Origin of the sequence: Yoonia litorea, from assembly GCF_900114675.1 — a bacterium.
Taxonomy (GTDB): Bacteria; Pseudomonadota; Alphaproteobacteria; order Rhodobacterales; family Rhodobacteraceae; genus Yoonia; species Yoonia litorea.
In genome coordinates this window covers 343,253-368,621 of the sequence record NZ_FOZM01000003.1, presented here as the reverse complement: position 1 = coordinate 368,621, position 25,369 = coordinate 343,253, and the positions used below count along the sequence as shown (strand labels likewise).

General features: G+C 59.6%; 30 protein-coding genes. 15 read left to right on the top strand and 15 right to left on the bottom strand.

What is annotated here, in order from left to right; genetic code table 11:
* Positions 1 to 30 precede the first annotated feature (30 nt).
* From tolA to ruvC, 8 genes are all read right to left on the bottom strand, one after another.
* Positions 31 to 1,134, bottom strand: a complete 1,104-nt coding sequence (tolA, locus tag BM316_RS14995; protein WP_090210207.1) for a cell envelope integrity protein TolA — start codon at positions 1,132 to 1,134, stop codon at positions 31 to 33.
* Positions 1,135 to 1,137: 3 nt separating this feature from the next.
* A complete protein-coding gene (locus BM316_RS14990; RefSeq protein ID WP_090210205.1) occupies positions 1,138 to 1,611 on the bottom strand; it encodes an ExbD/TolR family protein in 474 nt (157 codons plus the stop codon).
* A 2-nt stretch (positions 1,612 to 1,613) separates the two neighbouring features.
* Positions 1,614 to 2,288, bottom strand: a complete 675-nt coding sequence (gene tolQ / locus BM316_RS14985; RefSeq protein ID WP_207493719.1) for a protein TolQ — start codon at positions 2,286 to 2,288, stop codon at positions 1,614 to 1,616.
* Positions 2,289 to 2,400: 112 nt separating this feature from the next.
* Positions 2,401 to 2,787 carry a tol-pal system-associated acyl-CoA thioesterase gene (gene ybgC / locus BM316_RS14980; RefSeq protein WP_090210202.1) on the bottom strand — a complete coding sequence of 129 codons (387 nt, stop codon included), beginning with the start codon at positions 2,785 to 2,787 and terminating at the stop codon, positions 2,401 to 2,403.
* Complete coding sequence (locus tag BM316_RS14975) at positions 2,784 to 3,398, bottom strand: hypothetical protein (protein WP_090210200.1); 615 nt, start codon at positions 3,396 to 3,398, stop codon at positions 2,784 to 2,786. The genes ybgC and BM316_RS14975 overlap by 4 nt, the downstream gene beginning before the upstream one ends.
* Positions 3,399 to 3,434: 36 nt before the next feature.
* Positions 3,435 to 4,454: a Holliday junction branch migration DNA helicase RuvB gene (gene ruvB, locus BM316_RS14970; protein WP_090210198.1), complete on the bottom strand. Its 1,020-nt coding sequence runs from the start codon at positions 4,452 to 4,454 to the stop codon at positions 3,435 to 3,437.
* Between the two features lie 8 nt (positions 4,455 to 4,462).
* A complete protein-coding gene (gene ruvA, locus BM316_RS14965; protein WP_090210196.1) occupies positions 4,463 to 5,125 on the bottom strand; it encodes a Holliday junction branch migration protein RuvA in 663 nt (220 codons plus the stop codon).
* Entirely contained in the window at positions 5,122 to 5,628 is a 507-nt protein-coding gene (ruvC, locus tag BM316_RS14960; protein ID WP_090210194.1) for a crossover junction endodeoxyribonuclease RuvC, read from the bottom strand. The genes ruvA and ruvC overlap by 4 nt, the downstream gene beginning before the upstream one ends.
* 311 nt (positions 5,629 to 5,939) lie before the next feature.
* Between ruvC and BM316_RS14955 the strand changes: the two genes are divergently transcribed.
* Complete coding sequence (locus BM316_RS14955; RefSeq protein ID WP_090210431.1) at positions 5,940 to 6,149, top strand: DUF1127 domain-containing protein; 210 nt, start codon at positions 5,940 to 5,942, stop codon at positions 6,147 to 6,149.
* A gap of 69 nt (positions 6,150 to 6,218) precedes the next feature.
* Here BM316_RS14955 and BM316_RS14950 read toward each other — a convergent pair whose 3' ends face one another.
* The 5 genes from BM316_RS14950 to BM316_RS14930 form a co-directional block, all read right to left on the bottom strand.
* Positions 6,219 to 6,503 carry a hypothetical protein gene (locus BM316_RS14950; RefSeq protein ID WP_090210192.1) on the bottom strand — a complete coding sequence of 95 codons (285 nt, stop codon included), beginning with the start codon at positions 6,501 to 6,503 and terminating at the stop codon, positions 6,219 to 6,221.
* Positions 6,504 to 6,676: 173 nt separating this feature from the next.
* Positions 6,677 to 7,546 (bottom strand): 50S ribosomal protein L11 methyltransferase, encoded by an 870-nt coding sequence (locus BM316_RS14945; protein ID WP_090210190.1) that lies wholly within the window; start codon positions 7,544 to 7,546, stop codon positions 6,677 to 6,679.
* Between the two features lie 52 nt (positions 7,547 to 7,598).
* Positions 7,599 to 8,309, bottom strand: coding sequence for an SGNH/GDSL hydrolase family protein (locus BM316_RS14940; protein ID WP_090210188.1), 711 nt, complete (start codon positions 8,307 to 8,309; stop codon positions 7,599 to 7,601).
* Positions 8,310 to 8,319: 10 nt separating this feature from the next.
* Positions 8,320 to 8,970, bottom strand: coding sequence for a peptide-methionine (S)-S-oxide reductase MsrA (gene msrA / locus BM316_RS14935; RefSeq protein ID WP_090210186.1), 651 nt, complete (start codon positions 8,968 to 8,970; stop codon positions 8,320 to 8,322).
* A gap of 54 nt (positions 8,971 to 9,024) precedes the next feature.
* The gene (locus tag BM316_RS14930; protein ID WP_090210184.1) at positions 9,025 to 10,254 is read right to left on the bottom strand and encodes an MFS transporter; all 1,230 of its coding nucleotides are present in this window, start codon (positions 10,252 to 10,254) and stop codon (positions 9,025 to 9,027) included.
* A gap of 255 nt (positions 10,255 to 10,509) precedes the next feature.
* Here BM316_RS14930 and BM316_RS14920 point away from each other — a divergent pair, with 255 nt between their 5' ends.
* The 14 genes from BM316_RS14920 (at position 10,510) to BM316_RS14855 (ending at position 23,703) form a co-directional block, all read left to right on the top strand.
* The gene (locus tag BM316_RS14920) at positions 10,510 to 11,529 is read left to right on the top strand and encodes an ABC transporter substrate-binding protein (RefSeq protein ID WP_090210430.1); all 1,020 of its coding nucleotides are present in this window, start codon (positions 10,510 to 10,512) and stop codon (positions 11,527 to 11,529) included.
* Between the two features lie 44 nt (positions 11,530 to 11,573).
* Complete coding sequence (locus BM316_RS14915) at positions 11,574 to 12,377, top strand: ABC transporter ATP-binding protein (protein WP_090210180.1); 804 nt, start codon at positions 11,574 to 11,576, stop codon at positions 12,375 to 12,377.
* Positions 12,377 to 13,141 carry an ABC transporter permease gene (locus tag BM316_RS14910; protein WP_090210179.1) on the top strand — a complete coding sequence of 255 codons (765 nt, stop codon included), beginning with the start codon at positions 12,377 to 12,379 and terminating at the stop codon, positions 13,139 to 13,141. The genes BM316_RS14915 and BM316_RS14910 overlap by 1 nt, the downstream gene beginning before the upstream one ends.
* 63 nt (positions 13,142 to 13,204) lie before the next feature.
* Positions 13,205 to 14,173, top strand: coding sequence for an SH3 domain-containing protein (locus BM316_RS14905; RefSeq protein ID WP_090210177.1), 969 nt, complete (start codon positions 13,205 to 13,207; stop codon positions 14,171 to 14,173).
* Between the two features lie 137 nt (positions 14,174 to 14,310).
* Positions 14,311 to 15,726, top strand: a complete 1,416-nt coding sequence (gene ccoG / locus BM316_RS14900; RefSeq protein ID WP_090210176.1) for a cytochrome c oxidase accessory protein CcoG — start codon at positions 14,311 to 14,313, stop codon at positions 15,724 to 15,726.
* Complete coding sequence (locus BM316_RS14895; RefSeq protein ID WP_090210174.1) at positions 15,723 to 16,175, top strand: FixH family protein; 453 nt, start codon at positions 15,723 to 15,725, stop codon at positions 16,173 to 16,175. Before ccoG ends, BM316_RS14895 begins: the two co-directional genes overlap by 4 nt.
* Positions 16,172 to 18,322, top strand: a complete 2,151-nt coding sequence (locus BM316_RS14890; RefSeq protein ID WP_090210173.1) for a heavy metal translocating P-type ATPase — start codon at positions 16,172 to 16,174, stop codon at positions 18,320 to 18,322. The genes BM316_RS14895 and BM316_RS14890 overlap by 4 nt, the downstream gene beginning before the upstream one ends.
* Positions 18,319 to 18,480, top strand: coding sequence for a cbb3-type cytochrome oxidase assembly protein CcoS (gene ccoS, locus BM316_RS14885; protein ID WP_090210171.1), 162 nt, complete (start codon positions 18,319 to 18,321; stop codon positions 18,478 to 18,480). The genes BM316_RS14890 and ccoS overlap by 4 nt, the downstream gene beginning before the upstream one ends.
* 156 nt (positions 18,481 to 18,636) lie before the next feature.
* On the top strand, positions 18,637 to 18,921 hold the full coding sequence (gene groES / locus BM316_RS14880; protein WP_090210170.1) for a co-chaperone GroES: 285 nt from the start codon (positions 18,637 to 18,639) through the stop codon (positions 18,919 to 18,921).
* A gap of 56 nt (positions 18,922 to 18,977) precedes the next feature.
* Positions 18,978 to 20,621 (top strand): chaperonin GroEL, encoded by a 1,644-nt coding sequence (groL, locus tag BM316_RS14875; protein WP_090210428.1) that lies wholly within the window; start codon positions 18,978 to 18,980, stop codon positions 20,619 to 20,621.
* A gap of 103 nt (positions 20,622 to 20,724) precedes the next feature.
* Complete coding sequence (locus tag BM316_RS14870; RefSeq protein WP_090210168.1) at positions 20,725 to 21,570, top strand: NAD(P)-dependent oxidoreductase; 846 nt, start codon at positions 20,725 to 20,727, stop codon at positions 21,568 to 21,570.
* Positions 21,571 to 21,585: 15 nt separating this feature from the next.
* Positions 21,586 to 22,074 (top strand): GNAT family N-acetyltransferase, encoded by a 489-nt coding sequence (locus BM316_RS14865; protein WP_090210166.1) that lies wholly within the window; start codon positions 21,586 to 21,588, stop codon positions 22,072 to 22,074.
* A 4-nt stretch (positions 22,075 to 22,078) separates the two neighbouring features.
* Complete coding sequence (locus tag BM316_RS14860) at positions 22,079 to 22,915, top strand: DMT family transporter (RefSeq protein WP_090210164.1); 837 nt, start codon at positions 22,079 to 22,081, stop codon at positions 22,913 to 22,915.
* 53 nt (positions 22,916 to 22,968) lie between these two features.
* Positions 22,969 to 23,703: a lipase family protein gene (locus BM316_RS14855; RefSeq protein ID WP_090210162.1), complete on the top strand. Its 735-nt coding sequence runs from the start codon at positions 22,969 to 22,971 to the stop codon at positions 23,701 to 23,703.
* A gap of 66 nt (positions 23,704 to 23,769) precedes the next feature.
* On the opposite strand, the gene BM316_RS14850 is transcribed toward BM316_RS14855, so the two are convergent.
* Both BM316_RS14850 and purE read right to left on the bottom strand, forming a co-directional pair.
* A complete protein-coding gene (locus tag BM316_RS14850; RefSeq protein ID WP_090210160.1) occupies positions 23,770 to 24,843 on the bottom strand; it encodes a 5-(carboxyamino)imidazole ribonucleotide synthase in 1,074 nt (357 codons plus the stop codon).
* Entirely contained in the window at positions 24,836 to 25,324 is a 489-nt protein-coding gene (gene purE / locus BM316_RS14845; protein ID WP_090210426.1) for a 5-(carboxyamino)imidazole ribonucleotide mutase, read from the bottom strand. Before purE ends, BM316_RS14850 begins: the two co-directional genes overlap by 8 nt.
* Positions 25,325 to 25,369 lie beyond the last annotated feature (45 nt).

Here is a 25,369-nt window from a genome sequence, read left to right as displayed (position 1 = left end):
ACATGATGTGTCACCTGCGCATGGTTTCGCCTATCTCAGTCGCATCCCACTGGGATCAAATGTAATCACCACATCCTGCCACTGGTCGTATTTCTCAGCCGGAAGATCGTAGCCTCCCGACTGGCACCGCAAGATCGCGCGGCGTGCGGCCTCAAAGGCTGTCTGGGTCGCAGATGCGTCGCCATCGGATGACAACAGCCTGACATCCCCGCCGCGCACTGTTCCATCCCGCTCGAGACTGAAGCCCACTTCGACGGTCACACGTGCGGCAACAGACCCGGGGTCCACGTTCCAGCAGCGGTTCACCGCAATACGGAAACTGTCACGCTCTGCTCCTGTCATAGGCGGACCGGCAGGCACCGCAGGCGCAGACGGCTGTGTCGTCTCCAATGCCTGCTCCAACGCGGCCGCCACATCATCAGCCACGGGCGCAGGATCAGGGTCCGGCGTTTCAGCCACGGCCGTTGCGTTCTCGCGCGGCGGGGTCGGACGGTTGGGACGTGTCATGGGGCGCACTGATGTTGAAGGCGCCAGATCGTCGATCACGATCTGGGTCGTCGTTTCCTCTGGGGCTGTTGCCTCCTGTTCGTCGGCACGCACGTCAGCCGAGGATGTCTCGTCGGGAACCACGGCGTCACGCACAACGTCATCGACGGTCGCATCAGGCGGCGGTGGCGCCGTGATCTGCGAGGCAACCGTCGGCGCACGCGGCGGCGTGGGCGTGTCGCTTTGTGGCAGATCAGGCAGAGGCGGCGGCGCTTCAGGTGTCACGGGCGTCGCAGGAAGGTCATCAGCAACATCCGTCTCGACCGGCTGAGGCGGCGGTGGCGGCGGCGTTTCGCTTTCAGGCGGCGTCACCGGCTCTGGCACCGGCGCAACCTCGCTTGGCGGCTCGGGGGCCGGCGCTTCGGGCGGGGCGGGGTTGATCGCAGGGATAACAGGCGCGTCAGGAGGATTGGCCCCGGGCACGGGTGTCCTTGCCGCCCGCATCTGGTCGAATTCCTCACCCGAAATCACCGAGACATCCATCGTCTCGATCCGCAACGGTTCGGCATTCATCCCCCAGCCGACAATCAGCCAGCCGATCAGACCGATATGGCCTGCTGTCGAAATGAATGTGCCCGGGGTCGCCATGGCTTATCCGCCTGCACCATCCGTTGGCATGGTGTCCGTGACCAGACCGATGTCGGAAAAGCCGCCGGCGTTCAACAGCCCCATAATCGTGGCCACGCGGTTCCAGTCATTGCGCCCGTCCGCACGCAGGAAGATCTTGTCACTTTCCCGCTCGGCTGCAATCGCCTGCAACCGGGTCACCAAGGTCGCCTCGTCGGTTTCGGTTTCCTGGATCATCACGCGGCCATCGTCGGTGATGGTGACCGTCAATGGCTCTTCCTCATCACCTGGCAAAGCCGTCGCCGCCGTTTCCGGCAACTCCACAGGCACGCCCACGACCGACAGCGGGGCGGCGACCATGAAGATGATCAAAAGCACCATCATCACGTCTACAAAGGGGGTGACGTTGATTTCCGACATCGGCTTGCCACGGCGGGCACGTCTGCGACGCCGTCTGCCGCCGTCACCGCCGCCGCTTTCCAGAATACCACCGCCCATAATCAGCTATCCAACTGGCGGCTGAGGATCGTGGCGAATTCGTCGGCAAAGGCCTCGTAGCCGCCGACGATCTGGTCACTATCTGCAGAAAACTTGTTGTAGTAGATCACCGCCGGGATCGCCGCCAAAAGACCAAGACCCGTGGCCAGCAGCGCCTCGGCAATGCCGGGGGCCACAACGGCGAGGTTGGTCGTCTGCGCTTCGGCGATCTCGATAAAGGCGTTCATAATGCCCCAGACCGTCCCGAAGAGTCCCACAAACGGTGCGGTCGACCCCACCGTGGCCAAAATCGGCAACCCTTTTTGCAACCGTGACGCCTCTTTCGCGATCGCCACATCCATGGACCGGTCGATGCGTGCGGTGGCATTGGCAATCAACCCGCCATCGTCGCGATGGGACCGTCGCCATTCAGACATGCCTGCGGCAAAGATTTTCTCCGATGCGCCATCAGGATCAGTGCCGATCTGTTCGAAAAGCCCGTCGAGCGGCTCACCCGACCAGAATGCCCTGTCAAACACGGCCGCTTCAGCCCGTGCTTTGCGGTATTGCAATGTCTTGTCGATGATCACAGCCCAGCACCAGACGGAAGCTGCCACCAACATGATCATGACGATTTTAACGGTAATCGTGGCGCGCGCGAACAACGCCCACATGGTAAATTCGTGTGCTGCTTCCATTTGCCTGCTCTGTCTGCGGCCCTTTGAGGGCTCTGGTATGGCAAGAGATTACGCTACCTGGCGGCAGAAATCCAATACATCCCTCATCACATCTGCGAAATGAGCTGGCAGATCAGTGGACAAATTGGCGGATCACCGCTGGCAGACGGGCCACGGCCCCCTCTGTTGTCATGCAGATGATGGTAACGACCGCCGAGAAAAGGACCGTCTCGCCACGTTTGACGTCCTGCTTGACGATGAGGCGTGCGCCAGAGCCAGGCTGCATGGTGGTCTCGACACAGAGTTCGTCGTCATAGCGGGCCGGTGACAGATAGTCGGCTTCGACGCGGCGGACGGCAAAGACCAGACCGTCGGCTTTCATCTGCGCCTGATCAATCCCCAGTTCGCGCACCCACTCGCTGCGCGCGCGTTCAATGAACTTGAGATAGTTGGCATAATAGACAATGCCTGCAAGATCGGTGTCTTCGTAATAGACGCGAAGTGCAAAACGATGGGTCATTGCGGCACCTGAATGCGCGCGGCAAGGCGCAAGGCATGTGACGGGTCATTGGCGAAGGACGGCATCACCGGATCATAGGCTGCACGGATCACGTCGGCCACCTCAGGCCGCAACACCGTTTTGCCGTCAATGGCCGCCAGAGGCGATTGATCAGTGAAGGCGAGATCAGACCACAGCAGGATTGTCTGCACCGCCTGACTAAGCGCAAGCGTGTCAGCCGAGACAGCCTCAAGATGCGCATCCATGCGCAAGAACACGAAGGCCGCGCGAATTGCGCCAGCCTCGTCAAACCGGAAGATACGATATTGATTGGCCTCCGCCTGATCCAGCTTTGCAACAAGCGGTCCCAGATCAGGCACCAGACTGTCAAGATGCGGCACCTCCGTCAGTTCCGCCCAGTCGCGGCAGAAAAAAACCATCAGGTTCGCGCCAAGCTCCGGATCGGTCTCGGCCATCTTGTGACCGGCAAGGGCCACAACAGCCTCGATCGCGCCTTTAAAGACGGAGAGTGTTTCGTCCTGAACGCCAAAAACCACCGGCACAATAGGGCGGCCCCAACGGGCAAACACATAGCCGCCGTCTGATCGGGTGAAATACGTATCCATCATCATTTTGCCTCAAATACTCCCGCCGGAGGCTCCGGCGTTTCACCCGAAGAGATCGCTCTGCCCTTTTGGCGCGCTCAGTCCCAGGTGCGCCCAGGCATCCCGCGCCAGCATCCGCCCACGCGGCGTGCGCTGTATCAGTCCCTTTTGCAAAAGGTAAGGCTCGATCACGTCTTCCAGACTGTCACGGCTTTCTGAGAGGGCGGCTGACAGGGTCTCGATTCCGACAGGGCCGCCGCCATAGCTTTCCGCAATCAGGCGCAAATACCGCCGGTCGGCATTATCAAGACCCAGATGATCCACACCCAGACGGGTCAGCGCCCGATCCGCGATGGCTTGTGTCACCGTCCCGTCCCCTTCGACGATGGCAAAATCCACGACCCGCCGCAGCAAACGGCCCGCGATGCGCGGCGTGCCGCGGGCACGACGGGCGATCTCGCGGGCACCTTCCGGCGAGGCTGGCGCCCCCAAGAGACGCGCACCACGGGTGACGATCTCGTTCAGCTCATCTTCTGAATAGAACTCAAGCCGCGTGGGGATGCCAAAACGATCCCGCAATGGTGTCGTCAACAACCCCATGCGTGTTGTTGCCCCCACAAGCGTAAAGGGCTGCAATTCAATGCGGACGGTTCGCGCGGCTGGCCCTTCGCCGATGACCAGATCAAGCTCGAAATCCTCAAGTGCGGGATAGAGCACCTCTTCCACAGCCGGGTTCAGCCTGTGGATTTCGTCAATAAAGAGGACGTCCCGCGCTTCGAGATTGGTCAGGATGGCCGCAAGGTCGCCAGCCTTGGCCAGAACCGGGCCAGAGGTCATGCGGAAATTGACGCCAAGTTCGCGCGCCATGATTTGCGCCAAGGTGGTTTTACCAAGCCCGGGTGGGCCATGAAACAGTGTATGATCCATCGCCTCGCCGCGTCTGCGGGCGCTTTCAATGAAGACCGACAGGTTCGCCCTTGCGGCTTTCTGACCGATAAAAGCGTCCAGCGTCTGCGGACGCAAGGCGCGGTCGGCATCCTCTGGCTGGGGGTCAGGGCGCAATGTGGGATCAGGCTGGGTCATATGTCTGACTACCCTTTCGGCGCAAGCAGCTTCAAGGCTGCACGGATCAGGGCTGATGTGTCAGCGTCGGGGTTTTCGCCAACCGCCTCTGCCACGGCGCTAGCCGCCTCACCGGGTGCATAGCCCAGATTGCCCAGTGCCGAGAGCGCCTCGGCCTGTGCCGGGTTGGCTTTCGGGGTCTGCCGTGCGGGGCGCGGAGACGGCGGGGTATCGGCTTCGATCACCTCATCGCCCAGCGCCTCTGACACAGTGCCCCCCATCGCCATGACAGACGGCGCTTTGTCCTTGAGTTCGATGGTCACGCGTTGCGCGGTCTTGGGTCCAACGCCCTTGGCCTTTGCCACCGCGTTCCAATCCCCCAAAGCGATGGCGCGGCTCACACCATCGGCCCCCAAGGTGCCAAGGATCGCCATAGAGGCCTTGGCCCCGATCCCCTGCACAGACATCAAAAGGCGGTGCCACTCTTTCTCGACAAGCGATGTGAAACCGAAAAGCTGCAGATTGTCTTCGCGCACCAAAAGGTCGGTATAAAGCGCAACCGCCTCGCCAGTTGGCGGCAGACCGGCCATCACGCGGTCGGTGACATAAACAATGTAGCCCACACCGCGCACATCAATCAGAACGTGGTCAGCGGCGCGATAATCCAGACGGCCCGCAATCTTGCCGATCATGCGCCCGCCCTCGCCAAGGCTTTCTCAAGCGTGCCCTGCGATTGGGCGTGAAACGAATGACAGATCGCAATCGCAAGCGCATCGGCGGCGTCAGGCCCCGCAAGCTTCACACCGGGGAGCTGGATTTTCACCATATGCTCGATTTGTTGCTTGGCGGCGTGACCGACACCGACAACTGATTTCTTGACCGCGTTCGGGGCATATTCGCCAATCGGCACTCCGGCCTGTGCGGGCACCAGCAGGGCGATGGCCCGCGCCTGCCCCAGCTTCAGGGTTGCAACCCCATCCTTGTTCACAAAGGTCTGTTCGACCGCCGCACAGTCAGGCTGATAGGTTTCAAAGATATCGGTGAGCTGCTCATGCAGCGACAAAAGGCGTGGCGCAAGATCACCGGCGGCAGAGTGACAAATGCCATTCGCCACATGGCTGATCCGCGATCCTGACACGTCAATGATTCCCCACCCCATGTTCCGCAGGCCCGGATCGATCCCCAAAACGCGCATCGCTCGCCTCTGTTTTTTGTTCTGTTGCAAAAGCGGTAGCACAAAAGGCGAACAAAGACCAAGAGTGTTACGCAAAGGCAGCTATCAGGCGGCCGCGCCAAAACGGCAAAGAGCGTCACTTCCACGCTGAATCGCGACATTCCCTGAGGTAAGAAAACAAGGGGTTTGCGGCATCCCGTGCTTAAAAATGAGGCATGCTGAAAACGCATATGACCCATGCCAAAATGGCACTAGTCACGGTCATTGCCGCCGCCTACATGCGCCGCATCAGATTATCGCTGCAAAGCAGCATTCAACAAAGGAACATGGCCATGGCCGTTTACGACACATCCCGCCCCGCTGTTGGCCTTTCTGTAGGCCGCATCTCAACCGCTATCGTTTCTGCATTCGGCGTTGTCGCCGCATGGAACGACGCCCGCGTCACACGCAAGGCGCTGTCCAAGCTGACAGCACGTGAGCTGGACGATATCGGTCTTTGCTACGGTGATATCGACGACATCGCGGACCGTATCACCCGCTAAGCCTGAGCTTAAAACGCAAATGGCCGCGCCTTGGATCAAGGCGCGGCCATTTTGCGTTCTGTGGTGCGATTATTCTGGCAGGATCGTCTGCAAGAGGCTTGCAACAGCCAGTGTCGCCGGATCAGGTTGCATGACCCATGCACCTGCCTGTTCCATCGTTGACCCTGCCTGCAGGCCAGCAACGCGTTCCGCGTAGGCTGTTTCGCCCAGGTATGCGAAAAGGAACCCTTTGAAGAGGAAGCCAATCGCCAGTACGACCAACAGGCCTTTCAGCGGAAACCGTGGGCGATAAGCGCGAGGGCGCGCAACAATCAGCCCGTCTGCATTCACTTTACGCACAGCACCACGCGCCATCTTGTCGTGACGCCGGGAAATTTCTTTCAGTCTTTTGTCAAATGGGACGTTAGGTTGCACCGCCGGACCCTCCAGATTTGATAATCACTCATACAATAGATGTATGATCTTAACGATTTCCGCACCGAACAAGGCTTTCTTCAACACAATTGGAGAAATGCACCCCAAATCGGTCATTTTTTGCCAAAAACGAGCGTCGTCCAGTCAACAATAGAGGTTCTTTCATGCAGATTGAACCCGTTTCGTTGATAAACGGACATCACTTCCTCTGCTTGCTCGTTCAAAAGGCCGGAAAGAATCACATGGCCGCCCGTGGCGGCATGGGCTGCAATATCAGGGGCAAGCCCGATCAACGGCCCTTTGAGGATGTTTGCGAAAATCAGGTCATAAGGCCCGTTTTCGGCCAATTCTGGCGCATCAAGCCCCGGAGCGACGATACAATCCACACGCCCCGCCAAACCGTTGGCTTTGACATTCGCCTCTGCCACCTCGACGGCAACCGGATCAATGTCACTTGCAATAATGGTGTCATCGACGGTTTTGGCTGCGGCCATCGCCAGCACGGCCGTCCCACAGCCCACATCAAGGATGCGCCCACCGCTGAACCCTGCGGATAGCAGGCGGTCATAGGCTTCAAGGCAGCCTTTGGTGGTCCCGTGGTGTCCGGTGCCAAAGGCCATTGCCGCATCAATCAGTAAAGACACACGGTCTTCGGGCACTTTGTCGGCATCATGGCTGCCGTAGACAAAGAAACGGCCCGCTTCGACCGGTGCAAGCTCGCGCTGTACCTTCGAAACCCAATCCTGATCGGGAATTTCGGAAATTCCGAAGGGTTTGGCATGATGCAGCGCAGACAGAACCGCCAAAGCCCCCGCATCGGGGTGCTCCAGAAAATAGGCCGCAACCTCCCAAAGACCTGAGCCGTCCTCGATCTCGAACACGCCGACACCTGTAGGTTCGGGGTCCAACGTCTCAAGGGCGTCTGCCAAAGCATAGGCAGGGTCTTCGCCGTGAATGGTCGTTAATGCCGTGAATGTCGTCATGCCGGGGCCTCTTGGGGTAACGCTGTCGGGTTATGGCCCAGACCCGCGCCCGTCAAGCAACTGGTCGTTTCAACGCGATCCGCTCTGCGACCGCTTCGGCCCAATCGGCATAGACAGTCGGCCCTGGGTGGAACCCGTCTGCGGCCATTTCGCAGGCGACAAGGTCACGTGAAAATTTCACGAAAGTCACCGCCTCAGCTTGAACGGCGGCCTGTTCCTGTGCTGCGCCAAAACGCGTCGCACGCGCACCCAGAACCCACCGCATCGGCTGTGGAAGTGCCGGAAACTGGCCAAGTGGCGGCATCCCGGAGACCAACACCTGTCCCACACCCTTTGCGGATTTGAGCCTCTCCCAAAGCTGCTGCTGTGCGCTCACAAACGCCGGCAGCGAGGTTCCTTTTGTCACGTCATTCACACCGAATGCTGTAACCGCCACGTCAAACGCGCCCGGAATGTCATCGATCCATGCAAGCCCGTCGGCGGTCCGCGCGCCTGATTTCGCAACCAGCGTGTAAGCGATCTGATGACGCCGCGCCAAGCGACTGACCAACTGTCCCAGCAAGGCCCTGTCTTGCGACCTCACCCCCACACCCGCGGCAGAGGAATCGCCAATGACCAGCAGGCGCAACGGCGGTCCCTCGCCCGCCTGCCCGATCCTTTCGCCTGTGGCCTCCGGCAAGACCTGCACCCCGCGCCGGACGAAAAACGCCTGCCCCAAAAGGACAGGCGCAAGAAGTGTCAAAGCGATGAGGTCAGGTCTCACCGGCGCATCCTCAGACGTTCACACCAATCGGGCAGGTCACGCCTGTGCCGCCCAACCCGCAATAGCCATTCGGATTCTTGGCCAGATACTGCTGGTGGTAGTCCTCAGCAAAGTAGAACTCAGGGGCCTCAATAATCTCTGTCGTGATGGCGCCGTAGCCCGCCTGCGTCAGGCGCGGCGCGAATGCCTCTTTCGAGGCTTCGGCTTGCGATTTTTGCGCAGGTGTAAAGGTGTAGATGCCGGAGCGGTATTGCGTCCCGCGGTCGTTACCCTGCCGCATACCTTGGGTCGGGTCATGCCCCTCCCAAAAGACGCGCAGCAGGTCTTGGTAGCTGATGACAGCCGGATCATAGACCACGCGCACCACCTCGTTATGACCCGTCTTGCCCGAGCAGACCTCTTCATATGTCGGGTTCGGTGTGTAGCCGCCAGCATAGCCCACCATTGTGGATTGCACGCCGTCCAGTTTCCAGAACATCCGTTCCACGCCCCAGAAACAGCCCATGCCGAACATCGCCTCTTCCATACCGACAGGCGTGTTTGCCAGAAGCGGGGTGCCATAGACATAATGTGTCTGTGCTGTCGGGATCGCAGTATCGCGGCCTGGAAGGGCCTCTTCAGCGGTTACCATCTGAGATTTGTCGCGATTCATAAAAAACATCCGGCAGGCCTCCTTTAGCTCTGCTTGAGGATATAGCGTTGAGCGCGGATTTTACTACTCTGCCGCTGCAACCAACCGGGTCTGGAACACGGTTTCGTGACCCGGGGCCGGATGACGCGGGATCAGAAGTGACAGCAAAAGCGACACGATCGCCATCCCTGCGGCCATCAGAAACACCAATCCGGGCGACTGCAACCAGATGTAGCCAAGCATCGCCGGCAGGAACACTGCAGCAATGTGGTTGATCGTAAAGGCCACCGCCGCCGTTGGCGCAATATCCTGCGGATCAGCGATTTTCTGGAAATAGGTCTTAATCGCCAGCGCAAGGCTGAAGAAGATGTGGTTGATGATGTAAAGCGCCGTCGCCAGCACCACACCCCAGCCAAAATAGTAAATGCCACCGTAGGCAAAAAAGACCGCGCAGAGGCCAACGTATTCAAAGATCAGCGCGCGCCGCTCGCCAAAGACCTGCACGATACGCCCCAGCAACGGGGCGGCCAGCATGTTGATCAGAAGCGTGATCATGAACAGCTTGGTGATGTCGTCCACAGCAAAGCCGAATTGCTCGACCATCATGAACCCTGCGAAAACAACAAATATCTGGCGCCGCGCGCCTGACATGAACTGAAGCGCATAATAAAGCCAGTAGCGTTTGCGCAGCACCATCTTCTTGGTTTGCGGATGCGGGCTTTCAAACTGGGGATAGGCCAGCAGACAGATCACGGCGACCACAGCCGTGAACCCGCCAGAGAGCCAGTAGACCGTGCTGTAGGTCAGCCCGAGGCGTTCCCATGTCAAAACAATCAGCAGGTAAACCAGAAGGGTCGCGCCGGACCCTGCCGATAGAATCCAGCCAAGCGTCTGCGGCGCGCGCTTCTTGTCGATCCATTGCAGCTGCAGCGACTGGTTCACGGTCTCATAATAGTGAAAGCCAATCGACGACAGCATCGTCACCGTCAGGATACCGGCCATATGCGGATATTCCGCCGTCACCGCTGTGGCCGCTCCCAACATGACCAGTGCGACCAGACCCAGCACCTGCTCGCGGATGAACATGATCAGCGCAATGACACCGATGGCAAAAAATCCGGGGATTTCGCGCACCGTATGCAGCCAGCCGATATCGGCCCCGTCAAAGCCCGCAACCTCGATGACGAAATTGTTGAGCAGTGCCGACCATGTGGCAAAGGCAACAGGCATCGCCATTGCCATAACAAACAGCAACGATGTCGGGCGACGCCACAGCGGAAGCTGATGTGCGTCTTCAAGGCGGACGATCTTCATAAGCCGGAATTACGCCCAATGACCACTAAAAGCGAGCGGAGAATCTGTCCGGCCGGTGCTGTCGCGCGCGCAATCCCCTGTGCCTGACTGCACAACCACGCAGCGCACGACATATTTGTTGCCTGTTTTTTCAGCAAAGGTAAGGTGATGCTCAAGGATGCGGCGGTGCGTATTCCCCTTCACATCCTTGCGTGAAAGCGTTTTGCGCATCTGGTGCGATCAGATCTCGCACGTCACAAGTCAAAGGAGCTCGCCTTGTTTAAACGTCTTACCGCTGCCGCCCTGGCCGCCTCGCTCACGATTTTCGGGTCCGCCACGACTGCCACTGCACAAACTGAAATTCCCTTTGCGCTGGATTGGAAATTCGAAGGTCCATCAGCGCCCTACTTTCTTGCCATCGACAGCGGCCTATTTGCAGAACAGGGCCTTGATGTCAGCATTTCCGAAGGCAACGGCTCGCTTGACGCGATCCCGAAAGTGGCCACAGGCGCGTTTCCCATCGGTTTTGCCGATATCAACAGCCTGATGCGCTTTCTCGACCAGAACCCCGATGCACCGGTGAAGGCGGTGATGATGGTCTATGACAAGCCGCCATTCGCCATCGTGGGCCGGAAATCCTTGGGCGTGGAAGCCCCTGCCGATCTCGAAGGCCGTGTGCTGGGTGCGCCGCCACCCGATGGTGCCTGGGCGCAGTTCCCGATCTTTGCGGCTGAAAACAACCTCAATGTTGATGCCATCACGGTTGAGCCTGTCGGCTTCCCCACCCGCGAACCCATGCTGGCCGAAGGTCAGGTGGCTGCCGTCACGGGTTTCTCCTTCTCATCAACACTGAACCTCAAGCGTCTGGGTGTCGAGGCTGACGACATCAGCGTAATCCTGATGGCTGATCATGGCGTGCAGCTTTACGGCAACGCGATCATCGTCAACACCGACTTTGCCGCCGAAAACCCTGAGGTCGTCACCGGCTTCCTGACGGCGGTTGCCGCTGGCTGGAAAGCTGCGATTGCCGATCCGGCCACAGCCGTGGAGTCGCTGATCGAGCGGAACCCAGCCGCTGACGCCGGTCTTGAGACAGAGCGTCTGCAAATGGCGATCGATGCCAACGTCCTCACTGACTTCGTGATGGAAAACGGCATGGGTTCTGTCGATGCAGACCGCATGGCCGCCGCGATCGAGCAGACAAAGTCTGTCTATGACTTTGTCGGTGAGCCTGAAATGTCGCTCTACTTCGATGGCAGCTACCTGCCGGCAGCCGACGCGCTGATGCTGCAGTAATAAAGGACAGGCGCCTGCCCTATTAGGGGCGGGCGCCGCCGCACATGAATCACCTCATAGAGATCAAAGGCGTCACCCACGCCTATCAGACACCCAACGGCCCACTTCCGGTCCTGGACGATCTGAACCTTGCAGTGCCGGAAGGCGAATTTGCCGCCGTTGTCGGCCCTTCGGGCTGTGGAAAATCAACACTGACGCGGCTTGTCACCGGCCTGATGAAACCCGATCAGGGCGAAGTCTGGCTTCATGGCCAGCTCGTGAAATCGCCCCGCAAGACCGTGGGGATGGCCTTCCAGAATCCGGTCCTGCTGGAATGGCGCACGATCCTCGACAATGTGATCCTGCCGCTGGAAATCGTTGCCCCCTCAATGCCCCGCGCCGACAGAGAGGCGCGCGCGATGGAATTGCTGGACCTTGTGGGCCTGACCGGATTTGAGAACAAGCGCCCCTCAGAGCTGTCAGGCGGGATGCGCCAGCGCGCCTCACTGTGCCGTGCGATCGTGCACAAACCCGAAGTCCTGATCATGGACGAACCTTTTGGTGCACTTGATGCCTTCACACGCGAAGATCTGTGGCAGACCATGCATGCCCTGCGAGCACAGGAACCTTTCACAGCCGTCCTGATCACCCATGACCTGCGTGAAAGCGTCTATCTTGGCGATCAGGTCATCGTGCTGTCGGGACGCCCCGCAACGACACAATTTGTCCTTGATGTGGACTATCCTGATGATGGCGGGTTGCGCAAAATCGACGGGCTTTACACACCGCAATGCGCCGAGATGCTGGCCACATTGCGCGACCAGATCAAAATCGCGCAGGGCCGCGATCCCGAAGCGGGGCTACACTGATGCAGACCTTTCAGAAAATCGCCACACCGATCCTTGCCATTCTGATCTTCGTCATCCTGTGGGAGGCGCTGGTCTGGGTGAACGATTGGCCCGATTTTGTCATGGCCTCCCCCTCTGACCTGCCAGCGGCCTACAGCCGGTTCTGGGAGCTGTTCCTGACCGGTGCTTGGGACACGCTTTGGCGCACCGTTCTTGGGCTGTTGCTGGCGGTCGTCGTCGGGACAGCCATCGGTATGGTGATGGGCTTTTCGCGGATTGCCCGCGATGCGCTTTATCCGCTTCTGGTGGGGTTCAACGCGGTGCCAAAGGCGACGCTAGTCCCGGTTCTGGCCCTTCTGTTTGTCGGCCAGCACAATTTCAACACCGTGATGATGGCCTTTCTGATTTCGTTTTTCCCGATTGCAGTTTCGGTGGGGATTGGCCTGTCAACGCTCGAACCGGAATACCGCGACATCCTGCGGTCCTTGGGGGCAAGCCGCTTTACCATCTTCCGCAAGATCGCACTGCCAAAAACACTGCCGGAATTTTTCGGCGCGTTGAAAGTTTCGGTCACGCTGGCGTTCATCGGCACCAATCTGGTCGAAATCATCTCACCTCACGGCAAAGGGCTTGGCGCGCTGTTTCTCTCAGGGCAGACAAACTCGAATTACCCTTTGATGTTTGCGGTGCTGATCGCCTTGGCCGTGCTGGGCATCCTGCTTTACTACGCAGTCGTCGCACTTGAGAAAATCTTTGCAGGCTGGGCCGAACGACCACAGCAATAGGCAAAGCTTGCCTCTCGGGACATCACGGCGGCATGATGGCTATACCGGATCGGAGGGCCGTTTATGCGACATCTTCTTGCTGTCTTGATGCTTTTTGCCATCCCAACGATGGCAACCGCGCAGGATCAACGGCGCGAGGCGATCCCAACGGCCCCGGTCGGGGAAGAGATATCCCTGACCGGCACGATCACGGGGGCAGAAAGCGTCGATTACATCGTCAGCGCCGATCAGTCACAGATCATTTCCGTTGATCTGCTCCGCGAAAGCGGCAGCGCCTACTTCAATATCCAGCCAGAGGGCGAGGCGGTGGCGCTTTTTGTCGGCGCGCGCGACGGGAATGTCGCCGATATTCCTGCCCCGAATGACGGGGCCTACATCATCCGCGTCTATCAGATGCGCGCGACGGCACGACGCGGGGAAACGGCTGACTATACGCTGACCGTCGGCATCGGCGCGCCGGAGTTCGCAGACGGTTTGACCGGTGGACCCGACTATTGGGCTGTCACCGGCCTGAGCGCTGGGGGAACGCTCAACCTGCGGTCCGGGCCTGCGACGCGCTACGATGTGGTTGGCACGCTCAGAAATGGTGATGTGCTGGAAAACCGCGGCTGCAGGCTGAGCGGAGAGACCCGCTGGTGCAGCATCCGCGCAACCGGCAGTGGCCTGACGGGGTGGGTTGCAGGGCAGTACCTTTCTGAAACCGCACCCCCCAGCCTGCCAGTCACAGACGGAGACGGGCCAATCGGTATCGGGATTCCCTTTGATGCGACAGGGCGCGTGAGCTGCAATGTGCCTGCAACGGCAGCAGAGGCCACCTGCCCTTTCGGTGTGATCAGACAAGGCCCGGGCAACGCAGGCGTCTGGATTACGCTGCCGGGGCGCGTGGAACAGCAGCTTTTGTTTGAGGATGGCGATCTGGTGACAGGCTCGCCATCGGCCGATTTTACGGTCGAAAAACCTGCCGATACGTACATCGTAACCTTTGGTCCGAACCGCTTTGTAATCCCCGAAGCGGTGGTTTTCGGCGACTGATCAAAGGGGCCACAGCTGCGCTGCGACACCCCACCGCAGCGCCACAGCAAGCGGCCATTGATCCACATCAAAGAATCGAAATGCGATTCCCTTAAAACCCATCATGCGAACAGAACACCTTCCCTGATGGACCAATTATGTCGACCTCTGAAAACCAGCCGCTTTACGCCCCACGGGAGCCGATCTTCCCGCGTCGCGTCAAAGGGTTCTACCGCAACCTGAAATGGTGGGTGATGGCTGTCACCTTGGGGATCTATTATCTCACACCATGGATCCGTTGGGACCGGGGTCCGTCACTTCCTGATCAGGCGGTGCTGCTGGATATGGCAAACCGCCGGTTTTATTTCTTCTGGATCGAGATTTGGCCGCACGAGTTCTATTTCGTCGCGGGCCTACTGATCATGGCTGGTCTGGGTCTGTTTCTCTTTACCTCGGCTCTGGGCCGCGTCTGGTGTGGCTATACCTGCCCGCAGACGGTCTGGACCGACCTTTTCATCCTTGTTGAGCGCTGGATCGAAGGCGACCGCAATGCGCGGGTGCGGCTTTGGAATGCGAAATGGGACTTTCGCAAGGTCCGCCTGCGGCTCACCAAGTGGACGGTTTGGCTACTTATCTCCGTAGCTACGGGCGGCGCATGGGTATTTTACTTTGCCGACGCCCCAACTTTGGCTGTCAGCCTCGCCACGCTCAGCGCTCCTCCCATCGCTTGGGCGACCATCGGCGTGCTGACAGCCACTACTTTTATTTTCGGCGGTTTCATGCGCGAACAGGTGTGCAACTACATGTGCCCCTGGCCGCGTATTCAGGGGGCCATGATGGACCCTGAAACACTGACCGTCGCCTATCGCGACTGGCGCGGGGAACCCCGCGGCAAGCAACGCGATCCGAACACCGGTGATTGCATCGACTGTATGGCTTGTGTGAATGTCTGCCCTGCGGGGATCGACATTCGTGACGGTCAGCAGATGGAATGCATCACCTGCGCGCTGTGTATCGACGCCTGCGACGACATCATGGCCAAGATCGGCAAGCCACGCGGCCTGATCGACTATCTGGCACTGTCCGATCAGGAAGAAGAGGCCAAAGGCAAACCCGCCAAGAAGCTCTGGCAGCATGTCTTCCGCCTGCGCACCGTCATTTATACGACCCTTTGGGCAGCCATCGGGATCGGATTGGTCTTTGCGCTCTTTGTGCGCGCCGATATCGAGATGAATGTCGCGGCTGTGCGTAACCCGACCTTCGTGACACTCTCTGACGGGTCGATCCGCAACATTTACGATATTCGCCTGCTCAACAAACACGGTGAGGATCGTGTGTTCCACCTCTCGCTGCGCTCTGACGAAATCCTGCGTATCGAGCTGGAAGGCACCGCCGAGCGGAACGTCAACGTCCCTGCCAATGAAACCTTCCTGCAACGCGTCTATGTCACCGCACGCCCGCAGGACGCAGCATCAACGCAAGACGTCGTTCCATTCCGCTTCTGGGTCGAGGACATCGTCTCTGGCGAACGCGCTTACAAGGACGCCATTTTCAACGGGAGGCCCCAGCAATGACACGTGAATTTACCGGCTGGCATATGCTTGGCCTGATGCTGGCCATGTTCGGCACCATCATCACCGTGAACCTGTGGTTTGCCTATAACGCTGTCGCCACCTTCCCCGGCGTCGAGGACCGCAACGCCTATGTCGCAAGCCAGAAGTTCGAGATCGAGCGTCAGGCACAGGATGCACTGGGTTGGGATGTGACCTCACGCCTTGAGGACGGCATCCTGAGTGTGACCATCAAGGATGCAGCAGGCCAGCCGGTGCAGCCACAGGTGGACCGCGCGATTTTCGGACGTCCGACCCACGTCAATGATGACCAGACCCCGGCCTTTGTCTGGAACGGTACCGCATTTACCGCGCCGGTGGTTGCAGGCAAAGGCAACTATAACCTGCGTCTGGAACTGATCGCCGATGACGGCACCCATTTCCGCCGCAGGTTTCCACTGAGGGCCGAATGAGCGACACCGCCGCCTGTCCGGCCTGTATCGGCCTGCCCGAAGGTCAGTTGGACAAAGCCCGGTCCAACGGGATCAACCAGATCATCCTGTCACTTCCCGGTATTCACTGCGTGGCTTGCATCAACGGCGTCGAAAAGACGCTGCGCGAACTTGACGGGGTGGCCAATGCCCGCGTGAACCTCAGCATGAAGCGGGTGACGATCGGCACGGACTTCCCCATCCCGCCCGAAGAGCTGATCGACACGCTGGAACTGGCCGGCTACGAGGCACGGGTTCTCGACACCAGCCTGCTGGGCGCCGAAGGCGACGCCTACGGGCGCAGCCTGATGACACGGCTTGCCGTCTCGGGCTTTGCCAACATGAACATCATGCTTTTGTCGGTCGCGATCTGGTCAGGGGCCGTGGGCGCAACGATGCACCTCTTTCACTGGCTGACAGCCGTGATTGCCATTCCGGCCCTGATCTATTCTGCGCAACCCTTCTTTGTCAGCGGCTGGCGGTCGCTGCGCGTCGGCAAGCTCAACATGGACGTGCCGATTGCGCTGGCGATTTTGCTGGCCTCCGGCATCTCGCTTTATGAAACGATCTACGGCGGGCATCATTCCTATTTCGACGCGGCTGTCACGCTGACGTTCTTCTTGCTGATCGGGCGCTATCTTGATCATCGCAGCCGCAAGGCCGCTGCCTCTGCCGCGGCACAGCTGGCTGCTTTGGAAGTGCCTCGCGTCATGCGCCTGCGGGATGGCGTGCGGCAGATGGTCGACTTTGGTGAACTGGCCGTCGGCGATATGGTGCAGGTCCTGCCAGGGGGCCGCATCCCTGTTGACGGCACGGTCACAGAAGGGGCCGGACAGATCGACCGGTCACTGCTGACCGGAGAAAGCAAACCCGCCGCTGCCAGCGTGGGCAGCACCGTGACCGCTGGCGAAATCGCCATGAACGCACCGCTGACAATCAAGGCGACGACCGTTGGCACCGACACGACCCTGCGCAAGATGGTCACAATGGTCGATCAGGCCGAAGCCATGCGCAACCGCTACACAGCCGTCGCTGATCAGGCCGCAGCGATCTACGCGCCTGTCGTGCATCTTCTGGCGCTTTTTGCATTCGTCTTCTGGATTTTCTGGTCCGGCGATTTCCGCCTGTCCATCAACATTGCCGTCGCCGTGCTGATCATCACCTGCCCTTGCGCCATGGGGCTTGCCGTGCCGGCGGTCTCGACCGTCGCCGCAGGGCGTCTGTTCCGAGCAGGGTTATTGGTCAAGGACGGTACAGCGCTTGAGCGTATGGCCGAAGTGGACACGGTGGTTTTCGACAAGACCGGCACGCTGACGATGCCCGCCGCGGCGCGGGATGCGCTTGACGATACCGCGCAAGCCATCGCGCGGGCGTTGACCAAAGACGCCACCCACCCTGTCAGTCAGGCCATTGCGGCCTCGCTGGTGGATGTTGCACCTGCGGCAGTGACCAATCAGCAAGAGCATGCTGGCAAGGGCCTCAGCGCCATCTGGAACGGCAAGACCGTGCGGCTGGGATCGGGTGCATGGCTGGGGATGGGCAATGGCACTTACCTGCAGATCGGCGACCAGCGACCCCAGAAAATTCACCTGCGCTCTGAGCTGCGCGAAGGTGCGGCAGAGCTCGTTCGGGCTTGGCAAAAGGCCGGACTGACGATCCACCTCGTCTCTGGTGACGACGCCAATGAGACAGCGCGCATCGCCGCCGCCCTCAACGTCGATCATTGGCAGGCCGAAACACGGCCAGAAGATAAGGTCGCCTACATCGAAAGCCTGAGCGCCCAAGGCGGAAAGGTGCTGATGGTGGGCGATGGTCTGAACGACACAGGGGCGCTCGCCGCAGCCTACGCCAGCGTCTCGCCAGCGACGGCGGCTGATGCCTCGCGCGCGGCCTCAGATATTGTTCTGCTGAATGACAGCTTGACGCCGCTGATCGAACTGCCACTGCTTGCACGGGCCGCCCTCAAGCGCATCCGCGAGAACTTCACGATCTCCACGATCTACAATGTCATTGCCGTTCCGGTCGCGCTGGTCGGACTGGCAACACCTCTGATTGCCTCGATTGCAATGTCGGCCTCATCCATTACGGTGCTGCTGAACGCACTGCGCCTGAAAGGCAAACGACTATGAACGTGCTGGTGTTTCTGATCCCTGTGTCGCTCTTTCTGGGCGGATTGGGTCTTGCTGCCTTCTTGTGGAGCCTGCGGGCCAACCAGTATGAAGACCTCGAAGGCGATGCTTGGCGTATCCTGTCAGAGGATGACGACACGCCGAGGGCTGACGACTAGGCTTGCTGCGCTGCGGCGAAATTTGTCCCGAAAAAATGCGAAAAATCTGTTCCGGTCTTGTTGACTCACCCAGATGTGATCCTTAGCTACGTCGCGTTAGCACTCGACCCTAGTGAGTGCTAACATGGGAGAAACACGAACTGGAGAAGTTCTGAAATGGCATTTAAACCACTTCACGACCGTGTCTTGGTCCGTCGCATCGAAAGCGACGAAAAAACAGCTGGCGGTCTGATCATTCCTGACAACGCCAAAGAAAAACCAGCCGAAGGCGAAATCGTCAGCGTAGGCGAAGGTGCCCGTAAGGACAGCGGCGAGTTGATCGCAATGTCCGTGAAGGCCGGTGACAAGGTTCTGTTCGGCAAATGGTCCGGCACCGAAGTCCGCATCGACGGCGAAGAGCTGCTGATCATGAAGGAAAGCGACATCCTGGGCATCATGTAAGCCCGGATTGATCGTCAAACTTTCCAAACCACCACATATTCAAGGAGCACATGAAAATGGCTGCTAAGGACGTCAAATTCGACACAGATGCACGCAACCGCATGCTCAAAGGTGTCAACACCCTCGCTGACGCAGTGAAGGTTACTCTGGGCCCAAAGGGCCGTAACGTTGTTCTGGACAAATCGTTCGGCGCACCACGCATCACCAAAGACGGTGTCTCTGTTGCCAAAGAGATCGAGCTTGAAGACAAGTTCGAGAACATGGGCGCACAGATGGTCAAGGAAGTTGCATCGCGCACCAACGACGAAGCTGGTGACGGTACAACAACCGCAACAGTTCTGGCCCAGGCCATCGTCAAGGAAGGCATGAAGTCTGTTGCCGCCGGCATGAACCCAATGGACCTCAAGCGCGGCATCGACATGGCAACTGCAAAAGTTGTCGAGGCCATCAAGGCCGCTGCCCGCCCGGTCAACGACTCTGACGAAGTTGCGCAGGTCGGCACAATCTCTGCCAACGGCGAAGCTGAAATCGGTCGCCAGATCGCTGACGCGATGCAGAAAGTCGGCAATGAAGGCGTGATCACTGTCGAAGAAAACAAAGGTCTGGAAACAGAGACCGATGTTGTTGAAGGTATGCAGTTCGACCGCGGTTACCTGTCGCCATACTTCGTCACCAACCCTGACAAGATGACAACAGAGCTCGAAGACGCGATCATCCTGCTGCACGAGAAGAAGCTGTCTTCCCTTCAGCCAATGGTCCCACTGCTCGAGTCCGTGATCCAGTCCGGCAAGCCGCTTCTGATCATTGCAGAAGACGTCGAAGGCGAAGCGCTGGCAACTCTGGTTGTCAACAAGCTGCGCGGCGGTCTGAAGATTGCTGCAGTCAAGGCACCTGGCTTCGGCGACCGTCGTAAAGCCATGCTGCAGGACATCGCGATCCTGACAGGTGGTCAGGTCATCTCCGAAGACCTCGGCATGAAGCTGGAAAACGTCACAATCGACATGCTGGGCTCTGCCAAGCGCGTTGCGATCACCAAAGACGAAACAACCATCGTCGACGGTGCAGGCGACAAGGCCGAGATCGAAGCACGCGTCAACCAGATCCGTGGCCAGATCGAAGAGACAACATCCGACTACGACCGTGAAAAGCTGCAAGAGCGTGTTGCGAAACTCGCAGGCGGTGTTGCTGTGATCCGCGTCGGCGGCATGTCCGAAGTCGAAGTGAAAGAGCGTAAGGACCGCGTTGACGACGCCCTGAACGCAACCCGTGCTGCTGTGCAGGAAGGTGTTGTTGTCGGTGGTGGTGTTGCTCTGGTTCAGGGCGGCAAGGCACTCGAAGGTCTGGAGGGTGCAAACTCCGACCAGAACGTGGGTATCTCCATCATCCGCAAGGCGATCGAAGCACCTCTGCGTCAGATCGCTGAAAACTCCGGCGTTGACGGTTCCGTTGTTGCTGGCAAGATCCGCGAAAGCGACGACAAGTCCTTCGGCTTCAACGCACAGACCGAAGAATATGGCGACATGTTCAAGTTCGGCGTGATCGACCCGGCCAAGGTTGTCCGCACTGCGCTGCAGGATGCTGCATCTGTTGCTGGTCTTCTGATCACAACCGAAGCCATGGTTGCTGACAAGCCATCCAAAGAAGGCGCAGGCGCCGGTGGCGGCATGCCCGACATGGGCGGCATGGGCGGCATGATGTAAGCCAGCCTTGCCTTAGGCAAAACGAAGGGCGGTTCCGGTCGGAGCCGCCCTTTTCTTTTGCGGTGATCCGGTATCACATGGGGCAAAGCTGTAGGGGGACCTCATGGAACGGATCGGTGTCATCGGCTTGGGCCGGATGGGAAGCGCCATTGCGCAAAGACTGGTGGCTCAGGGGTATTCTATCGCTGGATGGACCCGCAGCGGGCGGGCAATCGAAGGTGTGATCTCTGCCCCCGATCTTCCAAGCCTCGTTGCATCAAGCGACACGCTCGTCCTCAGCCTGCTGGACGATGCGGCTGTGGCCTTTGCGCTGGATGCCTGTCTGGAATGTGATCTGGACGGCAAACTGATCATCGAGACCAGCACAGTCGTTCCGAAAGTTCTGCAGGACCGCTTTGCCGCGATCACAGGTAAAGGGGCTGCAGCGGTGGATGCACCGATTTCAGGCGGGCCTGAGCTGGTGGCAGCGGGCTCCTGCGGCGTGTTCATCGGGGGTGATGATGCCCATGCCAAGCGGGCTGAGGCTGTGATCGCCGGATATTCAAACCGCGTCTTCCATGTTGGGCCGTTGGGCACCGGCCTTGTGATGAAGACGATCAACAACAGCATGATCCAGCTCTACTTTGCCGGGCTGCGCGACATGATGCCATTGGCCAAACGTGCCGGGCTCCCGCTTGAGACCGCGATGCGCATCCTTTGCGGCGGGCCGGCCGGGATGCCCATGGCAGCAGACCGGTTGCCGAAAATTCTCGGCGAGGACAAAACCGTCGGATTTGCCATGTCGGCGGCAGCAAAAGACTGCGACGTGTTCCAGCGCGTCGTGCAGTCGCACGGCCTTGAGTCCCCCGCTCTGGCCGTTGCGAAAGTCGGCTGGGACGAAGTGCTGGCCGCAGGGCTCGGGGACGAAGACCCCGCAAGACAGGTGTCGTGGGCTTATGAGAATGGCTAGGCAGAGGTGCTTGCCGTGAACGGTGGTCCCGATTTCGCGCGTGAGTTACGCGCAGGCGAAGAAGATCAGGTCGATGCCCTGCTGCAGGCGGCTTTCGGCGGGCAGGAAGAGGCCACACTGGTGCGCAGGCTGCGCAAGGCACGCTGCATGGCTGGCGAGACCGTCCAGACGTGGGATGGCGAGATCATCGGCTATTATGCACTCTCGTCTATGGTCCGTCCCAAAGGCTGGCTTTGTCTGGCTCCGGTGGCGATCAAGCCCGAACTGCAAGGGCACGGCTACGGGAAACGGATGATCGGGTTTCTGAGCGAATGGGCGCGGCTGACCAAAACGCCTGTCGTGGTGCTGGGTGACCCTGCATTCTATGAACGGGCCGGATTCTCGCGGGCGAAGGCTACACAACTTTCCAGCCCTTACCCGATCGACCACACGATGCTTGCAGGCATGGATCAGCCTGCCAAACCTCAGGCGCTGGTGTATCCCGCCCCGTTTGGCGCGCCTTGAACCTATGAGACTTTTCCTGCTTGTCACCCTCACCATGTGCGCCTTTGCAGCCAACTCGGTGCTCAACCGGATTGGCGTGGGTCTGCAGGGGATGGACCCGATGGATTTTGCCACCGTTCGCACTGCTGCGGGCGCCGCGATGCTGTGGGGGCTTGTGGCGCTGCGCCACGCGCCAAGGCCACCTGTCCTGACGGCCAAGCGGCTTTTCGGGGCGCTTGCGCTTGCCGTCTATATGATCGGTTTTTCATGGGCGTATCTCACGCTCGATGCTGGTCTGGGCGCGCTCATCCTCTTTGGCGTTCTGCAGATCGTCGTATTCGGCTGGGCCGTGATCGAAGGCGGGACGATCCCCGCGCTGCGCTGGATCGGTGCTGGCATCGCGCTGGTGGGACTGTGTGTGCTGCTTTGGCCGACAGGGGCCGCAAGCGTCCCTCTGAACGGCGCGATTGCGATGTCGCTCGCAGGGGCTGCATGGGCCGCGTACACATTGCTGGGACGGGCAGAGGCAGACCCGCTGGGTGCAACCGCCAGCAACTTTCTGCTGTGCCTGCCGCTGGTGGCGCTGGTGCTTGTCTGGTCGGGGATTGGCCCGCTCAACATTGCAGGGACGATCACGGCCATCATCGCCGGAGCGATCACATCAGGGCTTGGCTACGCACTTTGGTATCGGACGTTGCCTGCACTGCCGACCACCGTTGCGGGGATTGCGCAACTCAGCGTGCCTGTCATCGCCGTGGCGGCCGGTGTCGTCTTTCTGTCGGAGCCTTTGACCGCACGTCTGGTCTTTGCCGGGGTGCTGGTCCTGGGCGGGATCGGCGTTTCCCTGCTGGCGCGACGCTAGGTTTTCAACCCATAGGGTCTTTTGCAAGGCCGCTGGCATGTTACCTATAGGGCATGAGACCGCTTCTTGCCGCCCTGATCGCTTTTTTGCCTGTGACCGCCGCTGCGGCGGATGCGCAGGAAGACTGCGTTGTGCTGTTGCACGGGTTGGCACGGACTGAAATCTCGCTGACGCCGATGCAATTCGTGCTTGAGGAAGAAGGCTATTACGTCGTCAATTCAGGCTATCCATCCACCGAAGCAAATATCCAGACACTTGTGGACGAACACGTCGGCGATGATGTGGCCGCCTGCGGGGATCGGCGGATCAATTTTGTCACCCATTCAATGGGCGGGATATTGGTGCGCGCGTGGCTGACCAATAACCGGCCAGAGAAGATGGGGCGCGTGGTGATGTTGGGGCCACCTAATGGCGGATCGGAGCTTGTCGATATTTTCGGCGATATCGAACCATTTCAGTGGGTCAACGGCCCTGCTGGTTTGCAGCTGGGCACAGAAGAGAGCAGCCTGCCCAATCAGCTTGATGCTGTCCCATATGAAATCGGCGTGATTGCAGGCAACAGAACACTCAATCCGGTCTACTCTGCCCTCATCGAAGGGCCGGATGACGGCAAGGTTTCTGTCGCCTCCACACGGCTTGAGGGAATGCGGGACCATATCGTCCTGCCTGTCACCCATACCTTCATGATGAACAACCCACTGGTGATCGAAGAGGTGCTGGTCTTTCTCAGAGAGGGGCGTTTTGACCGCTCCCTCAGCCTGACAGGCATTATCTTTGGCACGGATTAAGTCAGCAATGGTCGCCAAAAGACCACACCAGTGACGCAAACTGTTCTGATGGTCTAAGGCAGGGCCTCAGGCGGCGGGGCCGGTGACGCGATTGACGTGCCCCATTTTGCGACCCGCCTTGACCTCAGCTTTGCCGTAAAGGTGGATGGCTGCCCCTGTCTGCGCAATTTCCGGAACACGCGCCACATCGTCGCCGATCAGGTTCTCCATCACCACATCGCTGTGACGTTTGCCATCACCCAATGGCCAACCGGCCACGGCGCGGATGTGCTGCTCGAACTGGCAGATGGTACAGCCGTTCTGCGTCCAATGGCCGGAATTATGCACGCGCGGGGCGATTTCATTGACGATCAGCCCTTTCGGCGTGACGAAAAGCTCCACCCCCATCACGCCGACATAGTCGAGCGCATTGAGGATGCGAGCCGCAATCAGCACCGCATCGGTGCGCTGCGACGGCGACAGGCTTGCGGGCACCGTGGTGGTATCAAGGATGCCGTTCTTGTGCACGTTCTCGCCCGGGTCATAGCAGGCGACGGCCCCGTCAGCCCCGCGCGCGCCGATGACAGACACTTCGCGGGTGAAGTCAACAAATCCTTCCAAAATCGCAGGTGCATCGGCCATATCCGCCAAAGCCCCCGGCGCATCTGCAGGCGACATGATCCGCGCCTGCCCTTTGCCGTCATAGCCGAAGCGACGGGTTTTCAGGATTGATGGTGTGCCGATTGTGGTCAGCGCTGCCTCGAGGTCATCGGCACCGGCGATATCCGCAAAAGGGGCCGTCTGCAGACCGAGATCCTGCAGAAAGCTCTTTTCGGTCAGGCGGTCCTGACTGGTGGCCAGTGCCTTGCGTCCGGGGTGGATCGGCGCAAGCGTTTCCAAAAGATCGAGCGCACTGGTGGGGATATTCTCGAACTCGTAGGTGATCACATCAACCGCATTGCCAAAGGCGGTCAGTGCGGCCTCATCCTCGTAAGGGGCTGTGGTCACACGGTGCGCGACATCTCCGGCGGGGGGGTTGGCACCCGGTTCGTAGATATGGGTTTTCAGCCCCAACCGCGATGCCGCGACTGACAGCATCCGCCCCAGTTGACCGCCACCCAAGATCCCGATCGTGGCCCCTGTCGGCAGCGGCTCACTCATCGACAGGCTCATCAGCAATCGAGGCCGACAAGGCAGCGCGCCACGCATCCAGCCGCACGGCAAGAGCCTGATCCTGCAAGGCCAGTATGCCTGCCGCCATCAGCCCGCCGTTCTTGGCACCGGCAGCCCCGATCGCCATCGTCGCAACCGGAAACCCGCGCGGCATCTGCAGGATCGAATAGAGGCTATCGACACCTGACAGAGCTTTGGTCTGCACCGGCACACCGATGACCGGCACCCGCGTCTTGGAGGCCATCATGCCCGGCAAATGCGCAGCACCCCCTGCTCCGGCGATGATCACCTGAAGCCCGCGGTCCACTGCCGTTTTGCCATAGTCCCACAAGCGGTCTGGCGTTCGGTGGGCTGAAACGATCTTGGCCTCATAAGGCACTTGCAGTTCATCCAGCACGTCAGCGGCTTCGCGCATCGTAGGCCAGTCCGACTGGCTGCCCATGATGATACCGACAAGGGGCTTGGTCATGTCTTGTGTCTCACCTTGCAAAGGAAGCGGCACTATAGCCACGCG